Here is an 18428-nt window from a genome sequence, read left to right on the forward strand (position 1 = left end):
CAGAAGGGCATTCGCGTCTCACGACCCGCCCATGACCGCGACCTCATCAGCGGATCCGGGCTGAACGGCCACCGCGGGATCCGCCGGGCGAGGGCCGTGATCGGCCTGGCCGATGGTGGCGCGGAGTCGCCGGGTGAGACTGCCACTCGCTTCGTCGTCCTGCGAGCGGGGCTCCCGGTGCCGCAGACGCAGATCGAGGTGACAACGAGGCTCGGCACCTTCTGGGCGGATCTCGGCTGGGAGGAGTGGCGGGTCCTCATCGAGTACGACGGGCGGCCGAAGTACCGGTCCGTCGACGACCTGATCCGCGAGAAGCGGAGGCACGACGCCCTGCTCGAGGCAGGTTGGCGGGTGCTGCGCGTCACGACGGAGGACCTGCGGTCGCCCGTCGCCCTCCTGGCTCGAGTCGAGCGGATGCTCCCCGCCGGCGTGATCCGCACCCCGCGTACAGCCCTGCGCGCCTGACCACCGGCCTAACGAGGCGCATCGACGCCCAGCTGACCACCGGGCGGACGAGACCCACCGGCGCGCAGCCACCCCGGCGTGCGCCACGCACTCCGGTTGGCCGTCGCCGGCACGCGGAGTACGGCACCCTCGGCCTCCACCGGCCTAGCGCGTCGAGTTCGACCGCCGCCACGTGACAGGCATCGAGGTCGGTCTTCGCCGGCACGCCAGGGCCAGTGGGACCGGCATCCGCCACGGGTGCGGCGGCATGGCGGTCGATCGTGCCGGTCGACCGCGGCGACGGGAGGGACGGCGAGATCGACCACGGCCACGGGAGGGGCGGCTGGGTCGATAGGCGCCGTCGACGTCGATGGCTGCAGCTATCGACGTGACGTGAAGCTACCGACGTCGCGTGGCCGCGGGGGGCGGGAGGGGCTTCGGAGGGGGCGGAGGGGCGCCCCCGGGGGCGGGCCGGGCCGGCTGGAGCTCGTGCCGCGTCAGCGGACGGTGATGCCGGCCGCGCGCAGCGCGCGCTTGACCTCGTGCACCGTCAGCGTGCCGAAGTGGAACACGCTCGCCGCCAGCACCGCGTCGGCACCGGCCCGAGCCGCCTCGACGAAGTGCTGCGCCGTCCCGGCCCCGCCCGAGGCGATGAGCGGCACGTGGACCGCGGCCCGCACGTCCCCGATCATCTCCAGGTCGAACCCGTCCCGCGTGCCGTCGGCGTCCATCGAGTTGAGCAGCACCTCACCGGCACCGAGGGCCACGGCGCGGCTCGCCCACGCCACCGCGTCGATGCCGGTGCCCCGCCGGCCGCCGTGCGTGGTCACCTCGTAGCCGGAGTCGGTGCGCACCTCGCCCGTCACGCGCCGGGCGTCCACCGACAGCACCAGCACCTGCGAGCCGAACCGGCGTGCGATCTCCGAGACGAGCTCGGGGCGCGCGATGGCCGCGGTGTTGACGCCCACCTTGTCGGCGCCGGCGCGCAGCAGCGCATCGACGTCCTCGACCGACCGCACACCGCCGCCGACGGTCAGCGGCACGAAGACCTGCTCGGCGGTGCGCCGCACCACGTCGTAGGTCGTCTCCCGCCCACCGGACGAGGCCGACACGTCGAGGAACGTCAGCTCGTCGGCGCCCTCCGCGTCGTAGCGCGCGGCCAGCTCGACCGGGTCACCGGCGTCCCGCAGGTTCTCGAAGTTCACGCCCTTGACGACGCGGCCGCCGTCCACGTCGAGGCACGGGATCACCCGCAGCGCGAGGCTCATCGGGAGACCCCCTCGGGCTCGGAGGCCAGGATGTCGACGACGAACACCAGCGTCTGCCCCGCCAGCGCCTCGCTCTGGGTGGCGCCGAGGTCGTACGTCGGCGGCACGACGAGCAGCACCTGGGACCCCGTCGTCTGCTCGGCCAGGCCGTCGGCGAACGCCGGCACGTCGGACAGCGCGAAGCTCGACGGCTGCCCGCGGTCCCAGGTCGAGTCCACCGCCTCGCCCGTGGTCCACGAGAAGCCGGCGTACTGCACCGTGACCACGTCCGTCTTCTCCACCTGCCGCCCGGTCCCGCGCTGCAGGGGCTGGATCACCAGGGTGCTCGGCGCGGCAGTGCCCGTCGGCGTGATCGTCGGGGCACCGTCGGCCGCGAGCGTCACCCCCGGCAGGCCGGGTTGCGGCGGCACGGCCGTCCCGTCGGCCTTGGTCGGCAGCACGTCGACGACGGTGACCGCCGGGAACGCCTGCTTCGGGTCGTCGCCCGCCGGCGTCACCTGCAGCAGACGCGCCCCCACGCGCTGGCCCTTGAGGGTCCGGTAGAGGTCTGCGCCGAGGTCGCTCTCGCTGAGCACCTGCGGGATCGGGGACGTCGAGTAGTTCTCCGAGACGAGGGTCGCCGTCCGGCCGTCCTCGACCCAGTAGCGCAGCAGCACCGGCCCCCCGTCGACGAGCGCGGGGCCCGTCCCCGACCAGATCGTCCGTCGGTAGGCGTGATCGACGGTCAGCGGCGCGACATACGTCACGGTCGGCGTGCCGCCCGCGTCACCGGAGACGGTGACGTCGGGGTCACCGGGGGTCGCGGCCTGCGAGCACGCGGCGAGGAGTCCGACGGCGAGCGCGAGCAGCAGCGCGATGGCACGTCGACGCACCGTTCCCCTCCTCGTCGTTCGACCGTCCCGGCGGGCGCCCACTGTACCGACCGCCGCTGGAGGCCTACATCGACTCGATGAGCCGGTCCACCCGCTCGTCGACGGCACGGAACGGGTCCTTGCACAGGACCGTGCGCTGGGCCTGGTCGTTCAGCTTGAGGTGCACCCAGTCGACCGTGTAGTCGCGGCGGGCCTCCTGGGCGGCGCGCACGAACTCTCCACGCAACCGCGCCCTCGTCGTCTGCGGCGGCCTGCTGGTCGCCTCGAACACGTCGAGGTCGGAGGTGACCCGCTCGACGAGCCCCCGGGCCGCGAGGAGGTTGTAGAGACCCTCCGTCCGCGAGATGTCGTGGTACGCCAGGTCGAGCCGCTGGATGCGCACGTCCGCCAGGTCGAGCCCGTGCTTGGCGCGGTAGCGCTCGATCATGCGGAACTTGATCGCCCAGTCCAGCTCCCGGTCGACGAGCGACAGGTCGCCGGTGCGCAACGCCCGCAGCGCCCGCTCCCACAGGTCGAGCACCGCCTTGACCTCGGGGCTCGGCCCCATCTCGCTGCCGACGAAGTCGGAGACGCGCGCCAGGTACTCCTCCTGGATGTCGATCGCGGTCACGGTGCGGCCGTTGGCGAGCGTGACGGGGTGACGGCCGGTCATGTCGTGGCTGATCTCGCGGATCGCCCGGATCGGGTTCTCCAGCGTGAGGTCGCGCACGGGCGCGCCGGCCTCGACGAGCCGCAGCAGCAGGTCGGTCGAGGCGACCTTGAGCATGGTCGTCGGCTCGGCCATCGAGGAGTCGCCGACGATGACGTGCAGCCGGCGGTACAGCTCCGCGTCGGCGTGCGGCTCGTCGCGCGTGTTGATGATCGGACGGGACCGGGTGGTGGCCGACGAGACGGCCTCCCAGATGTGGTCCGCCCGCTGCGACAGGCAGTACACCGCGCCCCGCGGCGTGACGAGCACCTTGCCGGCGCCGGTCATCACCTGCCGCGTGATGAGGAAGGGCACCAGCACGTCGGACACCTTGCCGAAGTCGCCCTGCCGGCGGACCAGGTAGTTCTCGTGGCAGCCGTAGGAGTTGCCCGCGGAGTCGGTGTTGTTCTTGAAGAGGTGGATCTGCCCGGGCAGCCCCTCGTGCTCGAGCCGCTGCTGGGCGTCGACGACGAGCCCCTCGAGGACCCGCTCCCCCGCGCGGTCGTGCGTCACCAGCTGGCGCCAGTCGTCGCACTCGGCGGTCGCGTACTCCGGGTGCGACCCGACGTCGAGGTACAGGCGGGAGCCGTTGCGCAGGAAGACGTTCGACGAGCGTCCCCACGCGACGACCTTCCGGAAGAGGTAGCGGGCGACCTCGTCGGCGGACAGCCCGCGGCCGTCGACGGCGGCGCAGGTCACGCCGTACTCGGTCTCCAACCCGAAGATGCGTCGGTCCATCGCCGTGCCTCCCTCCGTCACGGTGCCGGCGTGGCGTCGCCGGGCTCGTCGGCCACACCGGACCGCTCGGCGGCGTGCGCGCCGCCCTTCCCGGGCATGAGGCCCTCCAGCGCCGGGCCGGTCAACCGGCGGAAGGCCCGCCGCGGCCGGGTGCGGTCCAGCACGCCGACCTCGAGCCCGGTCGCCTCCAGGGTGCGCGGCTTGCCGCCGTCGTCGGTCGCCGTGCCGAGCACGCGGACGGCCAGCGCCAGAGCGTCGCGCAGCGTCATGCCGGCATGCCAGCCGTCCCCGAGCACGGACGCGAGGCGCTCGGCCTGCCCGCCCATGACGACCCAGCCGTGCTCGTCGGCCACGGAACCGTCGTAGGACAACCGGTAGATCTGGTCGGTCGCCGGCTCGCTGCCCACCTCGACGACCACCAGCTCGACCTCGAGCGGCTTCGACTCCGTGGTGAACACCGTGCCGAGCGTCTGGGCGTAGGCGTTGGCCAGGCCGCGGGCCGTGACGTCCACCCGGTCGTACGAGTAGCCGCGCAGGTCGGCGTAGCGGACGCCGGCGACCCGCAGGTTCTCGAACTCGTTGTACTTGCCCACCGCGGCGAACGCGATGCGGTCGTAGATCTCCGAGACCTTGTGGAGCGCCCGCGACGGGTTCTCCGTCGCGAAGAGCACGCCCTCGTCGTACTGCAGCACGACGACCGAGCGCCCGCGGCTGATGCCCTTGCGCGCGTAGTCGGCCCGGTCCTTCATCAGCTGCTCGGGCGAGACGTAGAACGGCATGCTCATCTCGGGGCCCCCGCGGAATCGTGAGCGCGGCGAACAACTGCGTGGGGTGAGGTCATCGGGGATCGCCTCCCCGGGCCGCCCGACGAGCCGCGAGCACGCCGTCGGTCGCCGCCGCCAGGTCGCCGTCGGGCACGCGCCGGTAGCCGCCCGCGCCCACGGTGGCCACCACCGGGTAGATCGCACGCTCGGCGTCGGGGCCGCCGGTCGCCGAGTCGTCGTCCGCCGCGTCCATGAGGGCCTCGACGGCGACGGCGACGGCCCCCACCTCGTCGAGCCCGGGCCGCCAGCGCTTCTTGAGGGAGCCGCGCGCGAACACCGAGCCCGACCCGACCGCATGGTGGTCGTGCTCCTCGTAGCGACCGCCCGTGACGTCGTACGAGAAGATCCGGCCCGTGGCCCTGTCCAGGTCGTAGCCGCCGAAGAGAGGCACCACCGCAAGGCCCTGCAGCGCAAGCCCGAGCTGGCTGCGGATGATCGTGGCCAGCCGGTTCGCCTTGCCGTCCAGCGACAGGAGCGAGCCCTCGATCTTCTCGTAGTGCTCCAGCTCGAGCTGGAACAGCCGGACGAGCTCGACGGCGAGGCCCGCCGTGCCCGCGATGCCGACCGCGGAGTACTCGTCCGCGGGGAACACCTTCTCGATGCTCCGGCTGGCGATCATCGAGCCCATCGTGGCGCGACGGTCGCCGGCCATGACGACCCCGCCCTCGTAGACCAGGGCGACGATCGTCGTCCCGTGCGGCGCGGACAGCTCGGCCGCCCACGAGCCCGCTGGCAGCGCCCGGTTGCCCGGCAGCAGCTCAGGGGCGTAGGAGGAGAGGAAGTCGACGAACGATGCGGTCCCCGGCGTCGTGAACGCGTCCGGCAGCCGCCCGGAGGGGTTGGCGTCGGTACGGCTCATCTGGGCTCACTGACCGCCCTTCTGGACGAACCCGCGCACGAACTGCTCCGCGTTCTGCTCCAGCACGTCGTCGATCTCCTCCAGGAGGGCGTCGACCTCGGTGTCGCGGCTCTGGGCGGCGGGGGCGACGGGTTCCGGCTCGTCCCCCGGCTCGTCGTCGCGGTGCGGCTGGACGTACTCGTTGCCGGCCATGTCGAACTCCCGTCGATCGCTCCTGATCCCACACTAGGCCCTCGTCCCGACAGAACGCGGTGGCCGGCCGGTGTCAGCCTTCGAGGGCCTTGAGCAGGGTCGTCGCGTCCGGGCTGGCGTCCAGCAGGGCGCCGACGTGGGCGCGCGTGCCGCGGGACGGGTCGCGCATCGGGACGCGCTGCAGGGAGTGGGCGCCGGGGACGTCGAAAACCACGGAGTCCCAGCTGGCCGCCGACACCTCGCTCGGGTACCGGCGCACCGCCTCGCCGCGGAAGAACGCCCGCGTGTCGTCGGGCGGCTCCTTCACCGCGGCGGCCACCGCCTCGTCGTCCACGAGCCTCTCGACGGCGCCCGCCGCCTCCAGCCGGAAGTACAGCCCACGCTCCGGGCGCACGTCGGACCACTGCAGGTCCACGGCCGCCAGCCGCGGGTGGTCCCACGCCAGGTGGTCGCGGCGGCGCATGCCCTCCAGGAGGCGCAGCTTGGCGAGCCACTCGACCTCGCGGGCGCACGACGACGGGTCGTCGGCCAGCCGCCTGAGCAGCGAGTCCCAGCGGGCGAGGACGTCCGCCGTCTGCTCGTCGGGCGCCACGCCACCCAGCGCCGCCCTGACCGTGTCGAGGTACGTGCGCTGCACCTCGATCGCGGTGAGCTGCCGGCCGTCCGCCAGGTCCAGCGGCTTCCCGAGCGTCAGGTCGTGGCTGACCTGGTGCACGGCGTCGACGGGGTCCGCGAGCCGCAGCCCGTCGATCGCCGCCAGCGCCGCCCGCGTCGCCGCGTCCTGCTGCGCCCGCTCGAGCAGCCACAGGACGAGGGAGGTGGTGCCCATCCGCAGGTACGTGGCGGTCTCGAGCATGGTCGCGTCGCCGATGATGACGTGCAGCCGGCGCCAGCGCGCCGGGTCCGCGTGCGGCTCGTCGCGCGTGTTGACGATCGGCCGGCGCAGCGTCGTCTCGAGGCCGACCTCCGCCTCGATGTAGTCGGCGCGCTGCGAGATCTGGAAGCCCGCCTCCTCGCCGTGCTGGCCGAGGCCCACCCGACCGGCCCCGGTGAAGACCTGGCGCGTGACGAGGAACGGCATGATCCGGGAGGCCAGCTCGACGAACGGGACGGCCCGGTCGACGAGGTAGTTCTCGTGCGTCCCGTACGTGGCGCCCTTGCCGTCGACGTTGTTCTTGTACAGCGCGACGTCCGGCAGAGCCTGCGTGCTCGCCAGGGCGCGGACCGACTGGAGCATCACGAGCTGGCCCGCGCGGTCCCACCGCACCACGTCGAGGGGGTTGGTCACCTCCGGGCTGGAGTACTCGGGGTGGGCGTGGTCGACGTACAGGCGCGCCCCGTTCGTCAGTACGACGTTCGCCGCCCCGGGGTCCTCGTACTCCTCCACGGTGGCGCGCGGCAGCAGCTGCGTGCCGTCGCCCGAGGGCGCCGGCCGGAGCGGGTCGTCCGTCAGCAGCGACGGGTGCGCGGAGGCCCGCTGCAGGTGGAAGCCGCGCGCGTCCTTGAGCGGGTCCTCGTCGTCGTAGTCCCACCGCGCCCTGGCGCGGGCCCCCTCCCGCGCCGCCGCGTGGACGGCGACGACGTGGGACGAGAGCAGCATCGGGTTGGCGAGCGGGCGGCCCGGCTGGAGCACGCCGTACTCGGTCTCGATGCCCATGATCCGGCGGACGGTCACGGGCTCCACCCTAGGGCGGCTACAGGTACTGCCCCGTGCTCGTCACCGTCTCGATGGTGCGAGAAGTGTCGACCCCCTTCTTGCCCTGGACGATCGTGCGGATGAAGACGATGCGCTCGCCCTTCTTCCCGCTGATGCGCGCCCAGTCGTCGGGGTTGGTCGTGTTCGGCAGGTCCTCGTTCTCGCGGAACTCCTCGACGCACGCCGTCAGCAGGTGGTCCACGCGGATGCCCCGCTGCCCGCTGCCGAGGAAGTCCTTGATCGCGGACTTCTTCGCGCGGTCGACGATGTTCTGGATCATCGCCCCGGAGTTGAAGTCCTTGAAGTAGAGCACCTCCTTGTCACCGGACGCATAGGTCACCTCGAGGAACCGGTTCTCCTCGCTCTCGGTGTACATCCGCTCCACGGTGCGGGTGATCATCGCCTCGACGGCGTCGGCCGGCGAGCCGCCGTGCTCGGCCAGGTCGTCGGCGTGGATCGGCAGGTCGGCGGTGAGGTACTTGCCGAAGATCTCCTTGGCGCCCTCGGCGTCCGGCCGCTCGATCTTGATCTTCACGTCGAGGCGTCCCGGCCGCAGGATCGCCGGGTCGATCATGTCCTCGCGGTTCGAGGCACCGATGACGATGACGTTCTCCAGGCGCTCGACGCCGTCGATCTCGGAGAGCAGCTGCGGCACGATCGTCGTCTCCACGTCGGAGGAGACGCCCGTGCCGCGGGTGCGGAACAGCGACTCCATCTCGTCGAAGAAGACGACGACCGGGTGCCCCTGCGAGGCCTTCTCCCGCGCCCGGGCGAAGATCAGGCGGATGTGCCGCTCCGTCTCGCCGACGTACTTGTTGAGGAGCTCGGGGCCCTTGACGTTGAGGAAGTACGAGCGCGCCTCGGCGTCGGGACGGCCGGCGGCCGCCGTGGACGCGAGCGAGTGGGCGACCGCCTTGGCGATGAGCGTCTTGCCGCATCCCGGCGGGCCGTACAGCAGCACGCCCTTCGGCGGCTTCAGCCCGTGCTCGCGGAACAGCTCGGGGTGCATGAACGGCAGCTCGACCGCGTCGCGGATCGCCTCGATCTGCGGCCCGAGGCCGCCGATGTCCTCGTAGTCGATGTCCGGGACCTCTTCGAGGACGAGTTCCTCGACCTCGGCGCGCGGGATGACCTCGAACACGAAACCGCTGCGCGAGTCGATGGTCAGGGCGTCGCCGATGCGCACGCCCGAGGCCGTCACCTGGCCGGCGAAGCGCACCACACGCTCCTCGTCGCCGCGCCCGACGACGAGCGCCCGGTCGTCCCCGATCATCTCCTTGACCGTCACGAGCTCGCCCACGCGCTCGTAGCCGCCGGCCTCGACGACCGTCAGCGCCTCGTTGAGCATGACCTCCTGGCCGGGGGCCAGCCGGGAGAGGTCGAGGGACGGGCTGGCCGCGACGTGCATCTTGCGGCCCGCCGACATGATGTCGACGGTCCCGTCGTCGCGCGCGCCCAGGAAGACCGCGTACGTCCCCGGCGGCTTGGCCAGCTCGTCGACCTGCCGCTTGAGCTCGACGATCTGCTCACGCGCCGCGACGAGGGCCTCGGTCAGCCGCTCGTTCTTGGCGGCCAGCACCGACAGCTCGCGGTGCAGGTCGCGACCGGCACCCGCCGGTGTCGCCGAATCCGTCATCCCGGCCTCCTTCGCACGTGTGCCGCACGCCGGTGTGCCTGCTCTTCTCGACACACTAACCACGCGGGGAGACAGAACTCACGCCGTGACACGGACGAAACCTCGCGTCCCACGATCCGGACGACGTCGACCGGATCGCGATCAGCCCTCGGGCGGCCGCCCGACGGCGCGGCGCGCCCGGCGGATCTTCTTGGGCGACACGGGCGCATCGCCGAAGTCCTCCTCGGTCCAGACGGCGTCGTCCTCGGTCGCCGACGGCACCGGGTACGCCCCCGGCGCCGGGCGGCGCTTGCGGACCGGCGGCTCGACGCCGTCGGCCAGGCGCCGCGTGGTGAGCAGGAAGCCGGTGTGACCGACCATCCGGTGGTCGGGCCGGACCGCGAGCCCCTCGAGGTGCCATGTCCGCACCATCGACTCCCAGGCGGTCGGCTCCGTGAACCGGCCCTCGTCGCGCACCGCCTCCGCGAGCCGCGACAGCTGGGTCGCCGTCGCGACGTAGCAGCACAGCACCCCGCCCGGCGCCAGCGCGTCGGCCGCCACCGCGAGGTTCTCCCACGGCGCGAGCATGTCGAGCACCACGCGGTCGACCGTGCCAGGCTCCGCGATGCCCGGCAGGGCGTCGGCGAGGTCACCCACCGTGAGCCGCCACGCCGGGTGAGGCGCGCCGAAGTAGCCCTCGACGTTGCCCTGCGCCACCGCCGCGAAGTCCGCGCGCCGCTCGACGGAGTGCACCAGCCCGTGATCGCCCACGGCGCGCAGCAGGTACGTCGTCAGCGCGCCGGAGCCGACGCCGGCCTCCACGACGCGCGCGCCCGGGAAGACGTCCGCCATGGTGACGACCTGCGCGGCGTCCTTCGGGTAGACGACCGCCGCGCCGCGCGGCATCGACACGACGTAGTCCGACAGCAGCGGCCGCAGCGCCAGGTACTCGACCCCGTAGGTCGTGCGCACGACGGTCCCCTCGGGGCGCCCGACGAGGTCGGCGTGCGGCACGAAGCCCTTGTGGGTGTGGAAGGCGCCGCCCTCCTCGAGGGTGATCGTGAAGGGGTGGCCCTTGGTGTCGGTCAGCTGCACGCGGTCGCCGAGGCGGAAGGGGCCGCGGCGGCCGGCCGCACCGGTCGGCTCGCCGGTCTCGTCGCGCAAGCGGGGATCGTGGGCGTCGTCGGGCACGGTGGGCTCGCTCGTCTCGTCGGTCGTCGTCACGGCCGGAGCGCCGCCACGACGTCGGGGGTCTTGATGAGGGCGGCGACGCGGCCGTCGACGAGCGCGACGAGGACCGGCGACAGCCGGGACGCCTCGGAGAGAGCGGCCAGCAGGGGCTCGCCGGTGAGGCGGCCGTCGACGACGGCTCCCCCGGGCAGGGGTACGGCCACCGCGGTGACCGGGGTGAGACCCGCCTGCTCGCGCGGCACCGACGAGGCAGCCGCCGCGTCGATGTACGCCGAGGGCCTGCCGTCCGGCGAGAGCACGACGACCTCGCTCGCACCCGCCGCCGCCGCCCGGGCGCCCGCCGCCGCGACCGACTCCTGGAAGCCCACCGCCACGGCCGGCCGCCCGATGACCTGCACCGACAGCCCGCGCACCGCGCGCTGCTGGCGCGCGCCGTGCAGCACCTGCGAGGCGCCGGACCACAAGAACATCGCCACCATGACCGTCCAGATGACGGTGTAGATCGTCGGCTGCCGGCCCTGCGCCAGCGGCCACAGCAGCGACCACGCGACGACGCCGACGGCGACGACCCGCCCGCACCACGCCGCGGCGACCATGCCGCGCATGCGGTCCTTCGTCACCGCCCACACCAGGGACTCGAGCAGCTGGCCACCGTCCAGCGGCAGGCCGGGCAGCAGGTTGAACGCGCCGACGAAGCCGTTGGAGAACGCCCCGGACCACAGGATCCACTGGATGAGCGACCCGTCCGGCACCGCCCGTGCGGCCGCGAGGAAGATCCCGCCCAGCACGAGGTTGGTCACCGGTCCGGCCACCGCGACGAGCGCGGCGCTGCCTGGCCCGGGGGCGGCGTTGCCGAAGGACGTGTGCCCGCCCCACAGCGTGAGCACGAAGGCCGTGGGCTGCTGGCCGCGGGCGCGCCCGACGAAGCCGTGCGCGAGCTCGTGGCAGAACACCGATCCGAAGAGCAGCACGACGAAGACGAGGGCGACGACGTACGCGCCCGTGCCGAGGCCGGTGGCGGCCTGGACGGAGGGCGTGAACGCCCCGGTCAGGACGACGGCCGCGAGCAGGAAGCTCGGCGAGAGCACCACCGGCGCGCCCGCGATCCGGCCGATCACCCACCCGCGGGGGGTCTGGCTCGGGGCGGGTCGCTGCGCACTCACCGGACCAGCGTAGGGGCGCGGCAGCGGCACGGTGTCGGCGCCCGCTCCTACGCTCGTGCTGTGAGCATCGAGGAGACCGAGCAGGTCGAGGGCGCCGACGACATCGCCGTCACGGGTGACGACGACGTCGAGCGCCCGGCGTCCCGCCCCGGGCTGTCCCCCTCGCGCGCCAACGACTTCCAGCAGTGCCCCCTGCTGTTCCGCTACCGCGTCGTCGACCGCCTCCCGGAGCCGACGAGCGCCGCGGCGGCGCGCGGCACGCTGGTGCACGCCGTGCTGGAGCGGCTGTTCGACCTGCCGGCCGCCCAGCGCACCCTCGAAGCCGCGCGCTCGATGCTCCCCGGCCAGTGGCGGGAGCTGCGCGAGCGGGCCCCGCAGTACGACGAGCTCTTCACCGACGAGGTCGACGAGGCCGCGTGGCTCGGCGGTGCGGGCGACCTGCTGGGGACGTACTTCACGCTGGAGGACCCGACGCGGCTCGAGCCCGAGTCGCGCGAGCTGCGGGTCCGACTCGACCTCGACGACGGCCCCCAGCTGCGCGGCATCGTCGACCGCGTCGACGTCGCCCCGAACGGCTGGGTCCGGATCGTCGACTACAAGACAGGCCGCTCGCCACGCCCCGGCTACGAGGGGCACGCGCTGTTCCAGATGCGGTTCTACGCGTACGTGCTGTGGCGCACGCGAGGCGTCCTGGCGCGCCTGCTCCAGCTGGAGTACCTCGCCGACGGCCAGGTGATCCGGCACGAGCCGAGCGAGGCCGAGATGGCCGTCCTCGAGGCGCGGGTGCGGTCGCTCTGGACGTCGGTGCAGGAGGCGGCGCGCACGGACACGTGGCCGGCCCGCCCGTCGGCGCTCTGCGAGTGGTGCTCGTTCAGCGCGTTGTGCCCGGCGTTCGGGGGCACCCCTCCCGCCGTCGACGACGACGCCGTCGAGCGCGCGACGGGTGTCAGACCCGATCGCCCCTGAGCTCGAGCACCTCGCCGGCCGCGATCCGCGCCAGGTCGTCGAGCCGCACGGTGAGCAGCGAGTCGGCCACCGAGAGGCGGTGGTCGTCGGGCAGCTCGACCTCGGACTCGACGGCGAGCACGTGAGCGCCGGAGGCCAGCCCGGCGGCGACGCCGACGCGCGAGTCCTCGATGACGACGCACCGCTCCGGGGCGACGCCGAGCCGGCTCGCCGCCAGGAGGTAGGGCTCGGGGTCGGGCTTGGCGTGGGAGACCTCGTCGCCGGGCACGACGACGGCGAAGGCGCCGTCCGCGTCGCGCACCGCGGGTCCGGTCAGGTTGCGGTACGACGAGGTGACGAGCGCCTGCGGCACCCCGGCCGCCCGGAGCGCGGCCACGAGCTCGCGAGCACCGGGCTGCCAGCGGGCCGACTCGGACTGCCGCGCGATGATGCGGGTGGACAGGCGCGCGATGATCTCGTCGGCCGGCAGGTCCACCCCCGCGGCCTGCAGTGCGCTGGCGTAGACGGGCAGCGCGGTGCCCACCAGCGCCAGCCCGTCCTCGAAGGTCCAGGTGCCCCCGCGCTCCGCGACGAGCGCCGCCTCCTCCTCACGCCACAGCACCTCGGTGTCGACGAGCGTACCGTCGAGGTCCCAGAGCACCGCGGCGGGCAGGGGCGCGGGCGTCATGACAGGACCTCCGGAATGGTGGGGGTGAGGTGACGAGGCTACCCCGGCCGACGTCCGGACGGCTCCGGCGGCCAGCGCTTAGGCTGGTCGGATGAGCGAGAGCCAGGCCGGTGACCTGCCCGTCGGCGCCACGGTGCTGCTGGCGGCGTTCGAGGGCTGGAACGACGCGGGCTCGGCCGCGACGCAGGCCGTCGCCTACCTCTCGGAGGTCTGGGACGCCGAGCAGGTCGACGAGCTGGACCCGGAGGAGTACCACGACTTCCAGGTGAACCGCCCCGTCGTCGGGCTCGGCCCGGACGGCACGCGCGAGATCACCTGGCCCACGACGTCGGTCTCGCTGGCCACCGCACCGGTCACCGGCCGGTCCGTCGTCCTGGTCCACGGCATCGAGCCCTCCATGCGCTGGCGTCGGTACTGCACCGAGCTGCTCGACATCGCGGCCGGCCTCCACGTGGAGTGGGTCGTGACGATCGGCGCGCTGCTCGCCGACGTCCCGCACACCCGCCCGATCCCCGTGACCGTCTCGGCCGACGACCCCGACGTCGCGCAGGCGCTCGACCTCGAGCGCAACACGTACGAGGGGCCGACGGGCATCGTCGGCGTGCTCCAGCACGAGGCGGCCGCCCGCGGTCTCAAGGCCGTCTCGCTGTGGGCGGCCGTGCCGCACTACGTGGCCCACCCGCCGTCGCCGAAGGCGACGCTCGCGCTGCTCCACCAGGTCGAGCAGCTGATCGGCGAGCCGATCCCGCTCGGTGAGCTGCCCGAGGACGCCGCGGCGTGGCAGGCCGGCGTCGACGAGCTGGCCGGCGAGGACTCGGAGATCGGCGAGTACGTGCGCCAGCTGGAGGAGGCGAAGGACACGGCCGAGCTGCCCGAGGCCTCCGGCGAGGCGATCGCCCGCGAGTTCGAGCGCTACCTGCGGCGCCGCGACAAGGGCTCGGGAACCTAGAGCCGCACGCCCAGCAGGGCGTCCAGCGCCCGGGCGACGACCCCGGGAGCCCCTTCCACCGGCGCCACGGCACCGGCCAGCGCGGCGTCGGCCCACGCATCGACGGCGGCGAGCGCGGCAGGTGCGTCCAGGTCGTCCGCGAGCGCGGCGCGCACCGCGGCGAGCGTCTCGTCGGCCGCCGGCCCGCCCACGCCCGACAGCGCGGCACGCCACCGACCCAGGCGCGCCTCGGCGGTGGCGAGGACCTCGTCGCTCCAGTCCCAGTCGTCCCGGTAGTGGTGCGCGAGGATCGCCAGGCGGATCGCCATGGGGTCCACGCCGGCCGCCCGCAGCGTCGAGACGAGCACGAGGTTGCCCCGCGACTTGCTCATCTTCTCACCGTCGAGCCCCACCATCCCGGCGTGGACGTGCGCGCGCGCACCCGACGACGGGGAGCCCGTCAGCGCCCGCGCGTGCGAGCAGCTCATCTCGTGGTGGGGGAAGGCCAGGTCGGAGCCGCCACCGAGCACCGACAGCGGCGCGCCGAGGTTCCCCAGGGCGATGACCGCGCACTCGATGTGCCACCCGGGACGTCCACGGCCCAGCGACCCGCCGTCCCAGGCGGGCTCGCCGGCGCGCTCCCGGCGCCACAGCAGGGGGTCGAGCGGTCCCTTCTTGCCGGGCCGCCCCGGGTCGCCGCCGCGCTCGGCCGACAGCGCGAGCATCTCGTCGCCGTCCAGGCGGGCCGCCTCCCCGAACTGGTCGTCCGCCGCGAGGTCCGCGTAGACGTCGCCCAGCTCGGCCGCGCTGAGGGCGTCGGCCGTCGGCACCCGGTAGGCCGTGCCCGCCGCCAGCATCTGCTCGACGGCGGACACCACTGCCGGGATCGACTCGACGGCGCCGAGGTAGGCGTCCGGCGGGATGACCTGCAGGGCCGCCATGTCCTCGGCGTAGAGGGCGATCTGCTCGGCGGCGAGCGCGCGCCAGTCGACGCCGGTGGCGGCCGCACGCTCGAGCAGCGGGTCGTCGACGTCCGTGACGTTGGACGCGAACCGCACGGCGACGCCCGCATCGCGCCACGCCCGGCCCAGCAGGTCGAACGCCACCGCCGTCGCGGCGTGCCCCAGGTGCGTCGCGTCGTACGGGGTGATGCCGCACACGTACAGCGTCGCGGCGCCGTCCTGCACGGGGTCGACGAGCGTCCCCGTCGCCGTGTCGAGCACGCGCACCGCCGGTCCGTGTCCGGGCAGCCTGGGCAGGGAGGGGGTGGGCCAGCTCAGCACGCCCCGAGCGTAGTCGCGCGTCGCCGACGGCCCCGCGGCCGTCCGGCGGACAATGCCCGGGTGCCCGACGAGGTCTACCAGCAACGCGGCGAGGCGTGGGTCCGGACCGACGCCGCCGACTCCCCCGACCGCACCGGACCCACGTGGGTCGTCGTCCACGACCTCGCCGACCTGCCGGCCGTCGCCCGGGCGTGGGGCCTCGACGACCACACCGTCGCTATGCTGGCGCACCGCGTCGCGACGTTGACCAGCGCCGACAGCCCGCGGACCGCGTACGCGCACGTGGACCGCTCCCCCGCCGGCGACCTGCTGATGTCCACCCCGACCACGTGGTTCGACGAGACGACCCGCCAGGTGTCCACGGGCGAGGTGACGACGGTCTCGTGCCCGGACCTCGTGCTGACGGCCGAGGCCGGCCCGGGCGGTGTCCTGTCCCGCGTCGTCGACCGGCTCACCGATGGCATCCCGACGCCGGACAGCGGCGCCCGCGAGGTCCTCGCCGCGCTCCTCTTCACCGTCCTCGGGCAGGCCAGCGAGGTCGAGCTGGGGCTCGGCGAGGCCGTGCAGGCGACCGAGCGGCTCGTCTTCTCGCAGCACCATGCCGACCCGGTGCAGCAGATCTACGACCTCAAGCGGGAGATCGCCGAGGCGCGTCGTGCCCTCAGCCCGCTCATGGCGGCGCTGCCCGAGTTCGAGGCGCTGGCCGACGACGAACGCGTCCAGCGGCACGGCTGGACGTGGCTCGACAACGTGCAGGCGACGGTCGACCGGCTCGACCGCCACCTCGTCGGGCACGACGAGCTGCTGCGCGACATGCTCTCCGCCCACCTGGCGCAGGTGAGCGTGCGGCAGAACGAGGACACCCGCAAGATCTCCGCGTGGGCGGCGATGATCGCGGTCCCCACACTGATCGTCGGCATCTACGGCATGAACTTCCACCACATGCCCGAGCTGACCTGGACGTTCGGCTACCCGCTCGCCCTCGCGGTCATGGCCGGCATCTGCTGGTGGCTGTACCGCGCCTTTCGGAAGAGCGGCTGGCTGTAGCCCCGCGCCTCGGCGCCGGGTGGCCGGCCTGGGCGCGCGCTGGGCTCATCAGTTGAGGATCGCGGCGTTCGCCTCGAGCGCGCCCGTGACCAGGAGGATCACGACGACGACCGCCAGGCCGATCCGGTACCGCACGAACCCCAGGTAGCTGTACGTCGTCACGATCTTGAGGAAGGCGATGATGACGAGGTAGCCGACGACGAACGCGACGATCGTCGCGATGATCGTCGCGCCGAACCCGGGCGTGTTGCCCTTGCCGAACTGGTCGAAGCTGGTCGCCAGCTCGAACAGGCCGGAGCCGAACACGGCGGGGATCGCCAGCAGGAACGAGTACCGCGCCGCGGCCTCGCGCGTGTAGCCCAGCAGGAGCCCGCCGGTGATGGTCCCGCCCGAGCGCGAGACGCCGGGGACGAGGGCGAGCGACTGCCACAGGCCGAACAGCAGGGCGTGCCGTGGCGTCAGCTCCTGCACCGTGCGCTGCTTGGCGCCGCGGCGGTCCGCCCAGCCGAGGATCAGGCCGAAGACGACGAGCACCGTGGCCACGATCCACAGGTTGCGCAGCGCGCCCTCGATGGCGTCCTTGAACGCCAGGCCGAGCACGACGACCGGGATCGAGCCGATGACGATGAACCACGCCATGAGCGCGTCGTGGTCGGCGGGCTTCCCGACGGGTGCACCGGCGCGCGAGCGCCAGTCCGTGCCCAGCCCGCCGCGCACCGCGCGCCACCAGTGCACGCAGATGCGCACGATGTCCCGGCGGAAGTACAGCACCACCGCCGACTCCGTGCCGAGCTGGATGACGGCGGTGAACGCCGCGCCCGCGTCGTGCCCGGTCAGCAGCTCGCTGACGATGCGGATGTGCGCGCTCGACGAGATCGGGAGGAACTCGGTCAGGCCCTGGATCAGCCCCAGCAGCAGGGCGGCGCCTGCACCCAGTCCATGCGTCATGGTCGGTCACCTTATCCGCGCGAGCCGTGCGAAACGGGCAGTGACGCCCCGCTAGGGTGCGGTGGCATGGAGCACCGCCGGCTGGGACGCACGGGGTTGCAGGTGTCCTGGCTCGGACTGGGCACCATGACGTGGAGCCGCGACACCGACGAGCACGACGCCCGGGAGCTCCTGCGCGACTTCGTCGACGCCGGCGGCACGCTCGTCGACACCTCGGCGTCGTACGCCGAGGGCGGCGCGGAAGCGCTGCTCGGCTCCCTGCTCGGCGGCGCGGTCGCCAGGCGCGACGTCACCATCGTCACCAAGGGCGGGGTCCGGCGCACGGCCGACGGCGCCGTGGTCGACGCCTCACGCGGCGCCCTGCTCGACGCCCTCGACGGCTCGCTCGACCGGCTCGGCACCGACCACGTCGACGTCTGGCTGGTGCAGACCCCCGACCCCCGCACCCCGCTCGAGGAGACCGCCTCGGCGCTGCGCCTGGCCGTGAGCTCGGGCCGCGCGCGCTACGTCGGGCTCTCGAACCACGCCGGCTGGCAGGTGGCCCGCGCCGCGTCGCTGCTCGAGGCGGACCCGGGGCTGGCCGCCGTCGAGGCGGAGTACTCGCTGCTGCAGCGGGGCGTGGAGCGCGAGGCGCTGCCGGCGGCGGAGAACCTCGGCGCCGGGCTGCTCGCCTGGTCGGCGCTGGGGCGGGGCGTGCTCACCGGCAAGTACCGCCGCACCGTCCCCGCGGACTCCCGGGCCGCGTCCGCCCACCTCGCGGGATTCGTGCAGCCCTACCTCACCCGCCCGGCGGCCGCCGTGGTGGAGGCGCTCGTCACCGCCGCCGACGGCCTGGACCGCACGCCCGCCGAGGTCGCCCTCGCCTGGCTGCGGGACCGCGTCGGGGTCGCCTCCGCGCTCGTCGGGCCGCGCACGCCGGTGCAGCTGCACCAGCTGCTGGCCGCGGACGACCTCGAGCTGCCGCGCGAGCTGGCGACCGCGCTCGACGACGTCAGCGCGCCGACGCTCGGCTACCCCGAACGTCTGACCGTCGGCTGAC

At 73.7% G+C, this 18428-nt stretch carries 17 protein-coding genes and 1 pseudogene; 5 read left to right on the top strand and 13 right to left on the bottom strand.

Translation table 11 applies throughout. The annotated features are described in order from the left end of the window. A pseudogene (locus BGO37_RS00300) lies at window positions 1-465 on the top strand (hypothetical protein); the annotation flags it as partial. A gap of 476 nt (window positions 466-941) precedes the next feature. Here BGO37_RS00300 and hisF read toward each other — a convergent pair. The 10 genes from hisF to BGO37_RS00350 form a co-directional block, all read right to left on the bottom strand. After that, entirely contained in the window at window positions 942-1712 is a 771-nt protein-coding gene (gene hisF, locus BGO37_RS00305; RefSeq protein WP_291751033.1) for an imidazole glycerol phosphate synthase subunit HisF, read from the bottom strand. Further along, complete coding sequence (locus BGO37_RS00310; protein ID WP_291751034.1) at window positions 1709-2584, bottom strand: FKBP-type peptidyl-prolyl cis-trans isomerase; 876 nt, start codon at window positions 2582-2584, stop codon at window positions 1709-1711. Before BGO37_RS00310 ends, hisF begins: the two co-directional genes overlap by 4 nt. Window positions 2585-2648: 64 nt before the next feature. After that, window positions 2649-4010: a Pup--protein ligase gene (pafA, locus tag BGO37_RS00315; protein ID WP_291751035.1), complete on the bottom strand. Its 1362-nt coding sequence runs from the start codon at window positions 4008-4010 to the stop codon at window positions 2649-2651. Window positions 4011-4027: 17 nt separating this feature from the next. Next, window positions 4028-4795: a proteasome subunit alpha gene (gene prcA, locus BGO37_RS00320; RefSeq protein WP_291751036.1), complete on the bottom strand. Its 768-nt coding sequence runs from the start codon at window positions 4793-4795 to the stop codon at window positions 4028-4030. A gap of 52 nt (window positions 4796-4847) precedes the next feature. Then, the gene (prcB, locus tag BGO37_RS00325) at window positions 4848-5693 is read right to left on the bottom strand and encodes a proteasome subunit beta (RefSeq protein ID WP_291751037.1); all 846 of its coding nucleotides are present in this window, start codon (window positions 5691-5693) and stop codon (window positions 4848-4850) included. 6 nt (window positions 5694-5699) lie between these two features. Further along, window positions 5700-5885: a ubiquitin-like protein Pup gene (locus BGO37_RS00330; protein ID WP_291751038.1), complete on the bottom strand. Its 186-nt coding sequence runs from the start codon at window positions 5883-5885 to the stop codon at window positions 5700-5702. Between the two features lie 73 nt (window positions 5886-5958). Beyond that, window positions 5959-7560 (bottom strand): depupylase/deamidase Dop, encoded by a 1602-nt coding sequence (gene dop / locus BGO37_RS00335; RefSeq protein WP_291751039.1) that lies wholly within the window; start codon window positions 7558-7560, stop codon window positions 5959-5961. Between the two features lie 19 nt (window positions 7561-7579). Further along, window positions 7580-9217, bottom strand: a complete 1638-nt coding sequence (gene arc, locus BGO37_RS00340) for a proteasome ATPase (RefSeq protein ID WP_291751040.1) — start codon at window positions 9215-9217, stop codon at window positions 7580-7582. A 141-nt stretch (window positions 9218-9358) separates the two neighbouring features. Further along, window positions 9359-10360, bottom strand: a complete 1002-nt coding sequence (locus BGO37_RS00345) for a tRNA (adenine-N1)-methyltransferase (RefSeq protein ID WP_291751247.1) — start codon at window positions 10358-10360, stop codon at window positions 9359-9361. 56 nt (window positions 10361-10416) lie between these two features. Continuing rightward, window positions 10417-11550 carry a site-2 protease family protein gene (locus tag BGO37_RS00350; protein WP_291751041.1) on the bottom strand — a complete coding sequence of 378 codons (1134 nt, stop codon included), beginning with the start codon at window positions 11548-11550 and terminating at the stop codon, window positions 10417-10419. Window positions 11551-11652: 102 nt separating this feature from the next. Between BGO37_RS00350 and BGO37_RS00355 the strand changes: the two genes are divergently transcribed. After that, a complete protein-coding gene (locus tag BGO37_RS00355) occupies window positions 11653-12516 on the top strand; it encodes a PD-(D/E)XK nuclease family protein (protein ID WP_291751249.1) in 864 nt (287 codons plus the stop codon). Here the strand turns inward: BGO37_RS00355 and BGO37_RS00360 are convergent. Continuing rightward, window positions 12497-13183 carry an HAD family phosphatase gene (locus tag BGO37_RS00360; protein WP_291751042.1) on the bottom strand — a complete coding sequence of 229 codons (687 nt, stop codon included), beginning with the start codon at window positions 13181-13183 and terminating at the stop codon, window positions 12497-12499. The genes BGO37_RS00355 and BGO37_RS00360 overlap by 20 nt on opposite strands. A 91-nt stretch (window positions 13184-13274) precedes the next feature. Here BGO37_RS00360 and BGO37_RS00365 point away from each other — a divergent pair, with 91 nt between their 5' ends. Continuing rightward, entirely contained in the window at window positions 13275-14132 is an 858-nt protein-coding gene (locus BGO37_RS00365) for a PAC2 family protein (protein ID WP_291751043.1), read from the top strand. Here BGO37_RS00365 and mshC read toward each other — a convergent pair. Continuing rightward, window positions 14129-15394, bottom strand: coding sequence for a cysteine--1-D-myo-inosityl 2-amino-2-deoxy-alpha-D-glucopyranoside ligase (gene mshC, locus BGO37_RS00370; protein WP_291751044.1), 1266 nt, complete (start codon window positions 15392-15394; stop codon window positions 14129-14131). The genes BGO37_RS00365 and mshC overlap by 4 nt on opposite strands. A gap of 60 nt (window positions 15395-15454) precedes the next feature. On the opposite strand from mshC, the gene BGO37_RS00375 reads away from it, so the two are divergent. After that, on the top strand, window positions 15455-16441 hold the full coding sequence (locus BGO37_RS00375; protein WP_291751045.1) for a magnesium and cobalt transport protein CorA: 987 nt from the start codon (window positions 15455-15457) through the stop codon (window positions 16439-16441). Between the two features lie 48 nt (window positions 16442-16489). On the opposite strand, the gene BGO37_RS00380 is transcribed toward BGO37_RS00375, so the two are convergent. Continuing rightward, complete coding sequence (locus BGO37_RS00380) at window positions 16490-17389, bottom strand: undecaprenyl-diphosphate phosphatase (protein ID WP_291751046.1); 900 nt, start codon at window positions 17387-17389, stop codon at window positions 16490-16492. Between the two features lie 66 nt (window positions 17390-17455). On the opposite strand from BGO37_RS00380, the gene BGO37_RS00385 reads away from it, so the two are divergent. Further along, window positions 17456-18427, top strand: a complete 972-nt coding sequence (locus BGO37_RS00385; RefSeq protein ID WP_291751047.1) for an aldo/keto reductase — start codon at window positions 17456-17458, stop codon at window positions 18425-18427. Window position 18428 lies beyond the last annotated feature (1 nt).

The organism is Cellulomonas sp. 73-92 (assembly GCF_001898175.1).
Lineage (GTDB): Bacteria > Actinomycetota > Actinomycetes > Actinomycetales > Cellulomonadaceae > Cellulomonas.

What these genes read in the sequence shown, in the direction of transcription:
- BGO37_RS00330 (WP_291751038.1), bottom strand. Translation starts at nt 5,885, where the DNA reads ATGGCCGGCAACGAGTACGTCCAGCCGCACCGCGACGACGAGCCGGGG.
- BGO37_RS00365 (WP_291751043.1), top strand. Translation starts at nt 13,275, where the DNA reads ATGAGCGAGAGCCAGGCCGGTGACCTGCCCGTCGGCGCCACGGTGCTG.
- prcA (WP_291751036.1), bottom strand. Translation starts at nt 4,795, where the DNA reads ATGAGCATGCCGTTCTACGTCTCGCCCGAGCAGCTGATGAAGGACCGG.
- arc (WP_291751040.1), bottom strand. Translation starts at nt 9,217, where the DNA reads ATGACGGATTCGGCGACACCGGCGGGTGCCGGTCGCGACCTGCACCGC.
- hisF (WP_291751033.1), bottom strand. Translation starts at nt 1,712, where the DNA reads ATGAGCCTCGCGCTGCGGGTGATCCCGTGCCTCGACGTGGACGGCGGC.
- BGO37_RS00380 (WP_291751046.1), bottom strand. Translation starts at nt 17,389, where the DNA reads ATGACGCATGGACTGGGTGCAGGCGCCGCCCTGCTGCTGGGGCTGATC.
- BGO37_RS00360 (WP_291751042.1), bottom strand. Translation starts at nt 13,183, where the DNA reads ATGACGCCCGCGCCCCTGCCCGCCGCGGTGCTCTGGGACCTCGACGGT.
- prcB (WP_291751037.1), bottom strand. Translation starts at nt 5,693, where the DNA reads ATGAGCCGTACCGACGCCAACCCCTCCGGGCGGCTGCCGGACGCGTTC.
- BGO37_RS00385 (WP_291751047.1), top strand. Translation starts at nt 17,456, where the DNA reads ATGGAGCACCGCCGGCTGGGACGCACGGGGTTGCAGGTGTCCTGGCTC.
- pafA (WP_291751035.1), bottom strand. Translation starts at nt 4,010, where the DNA reads ATGGACCGACGCATCTTCGGGTTGGAGACCGAGTACGGCGTGACCTGC.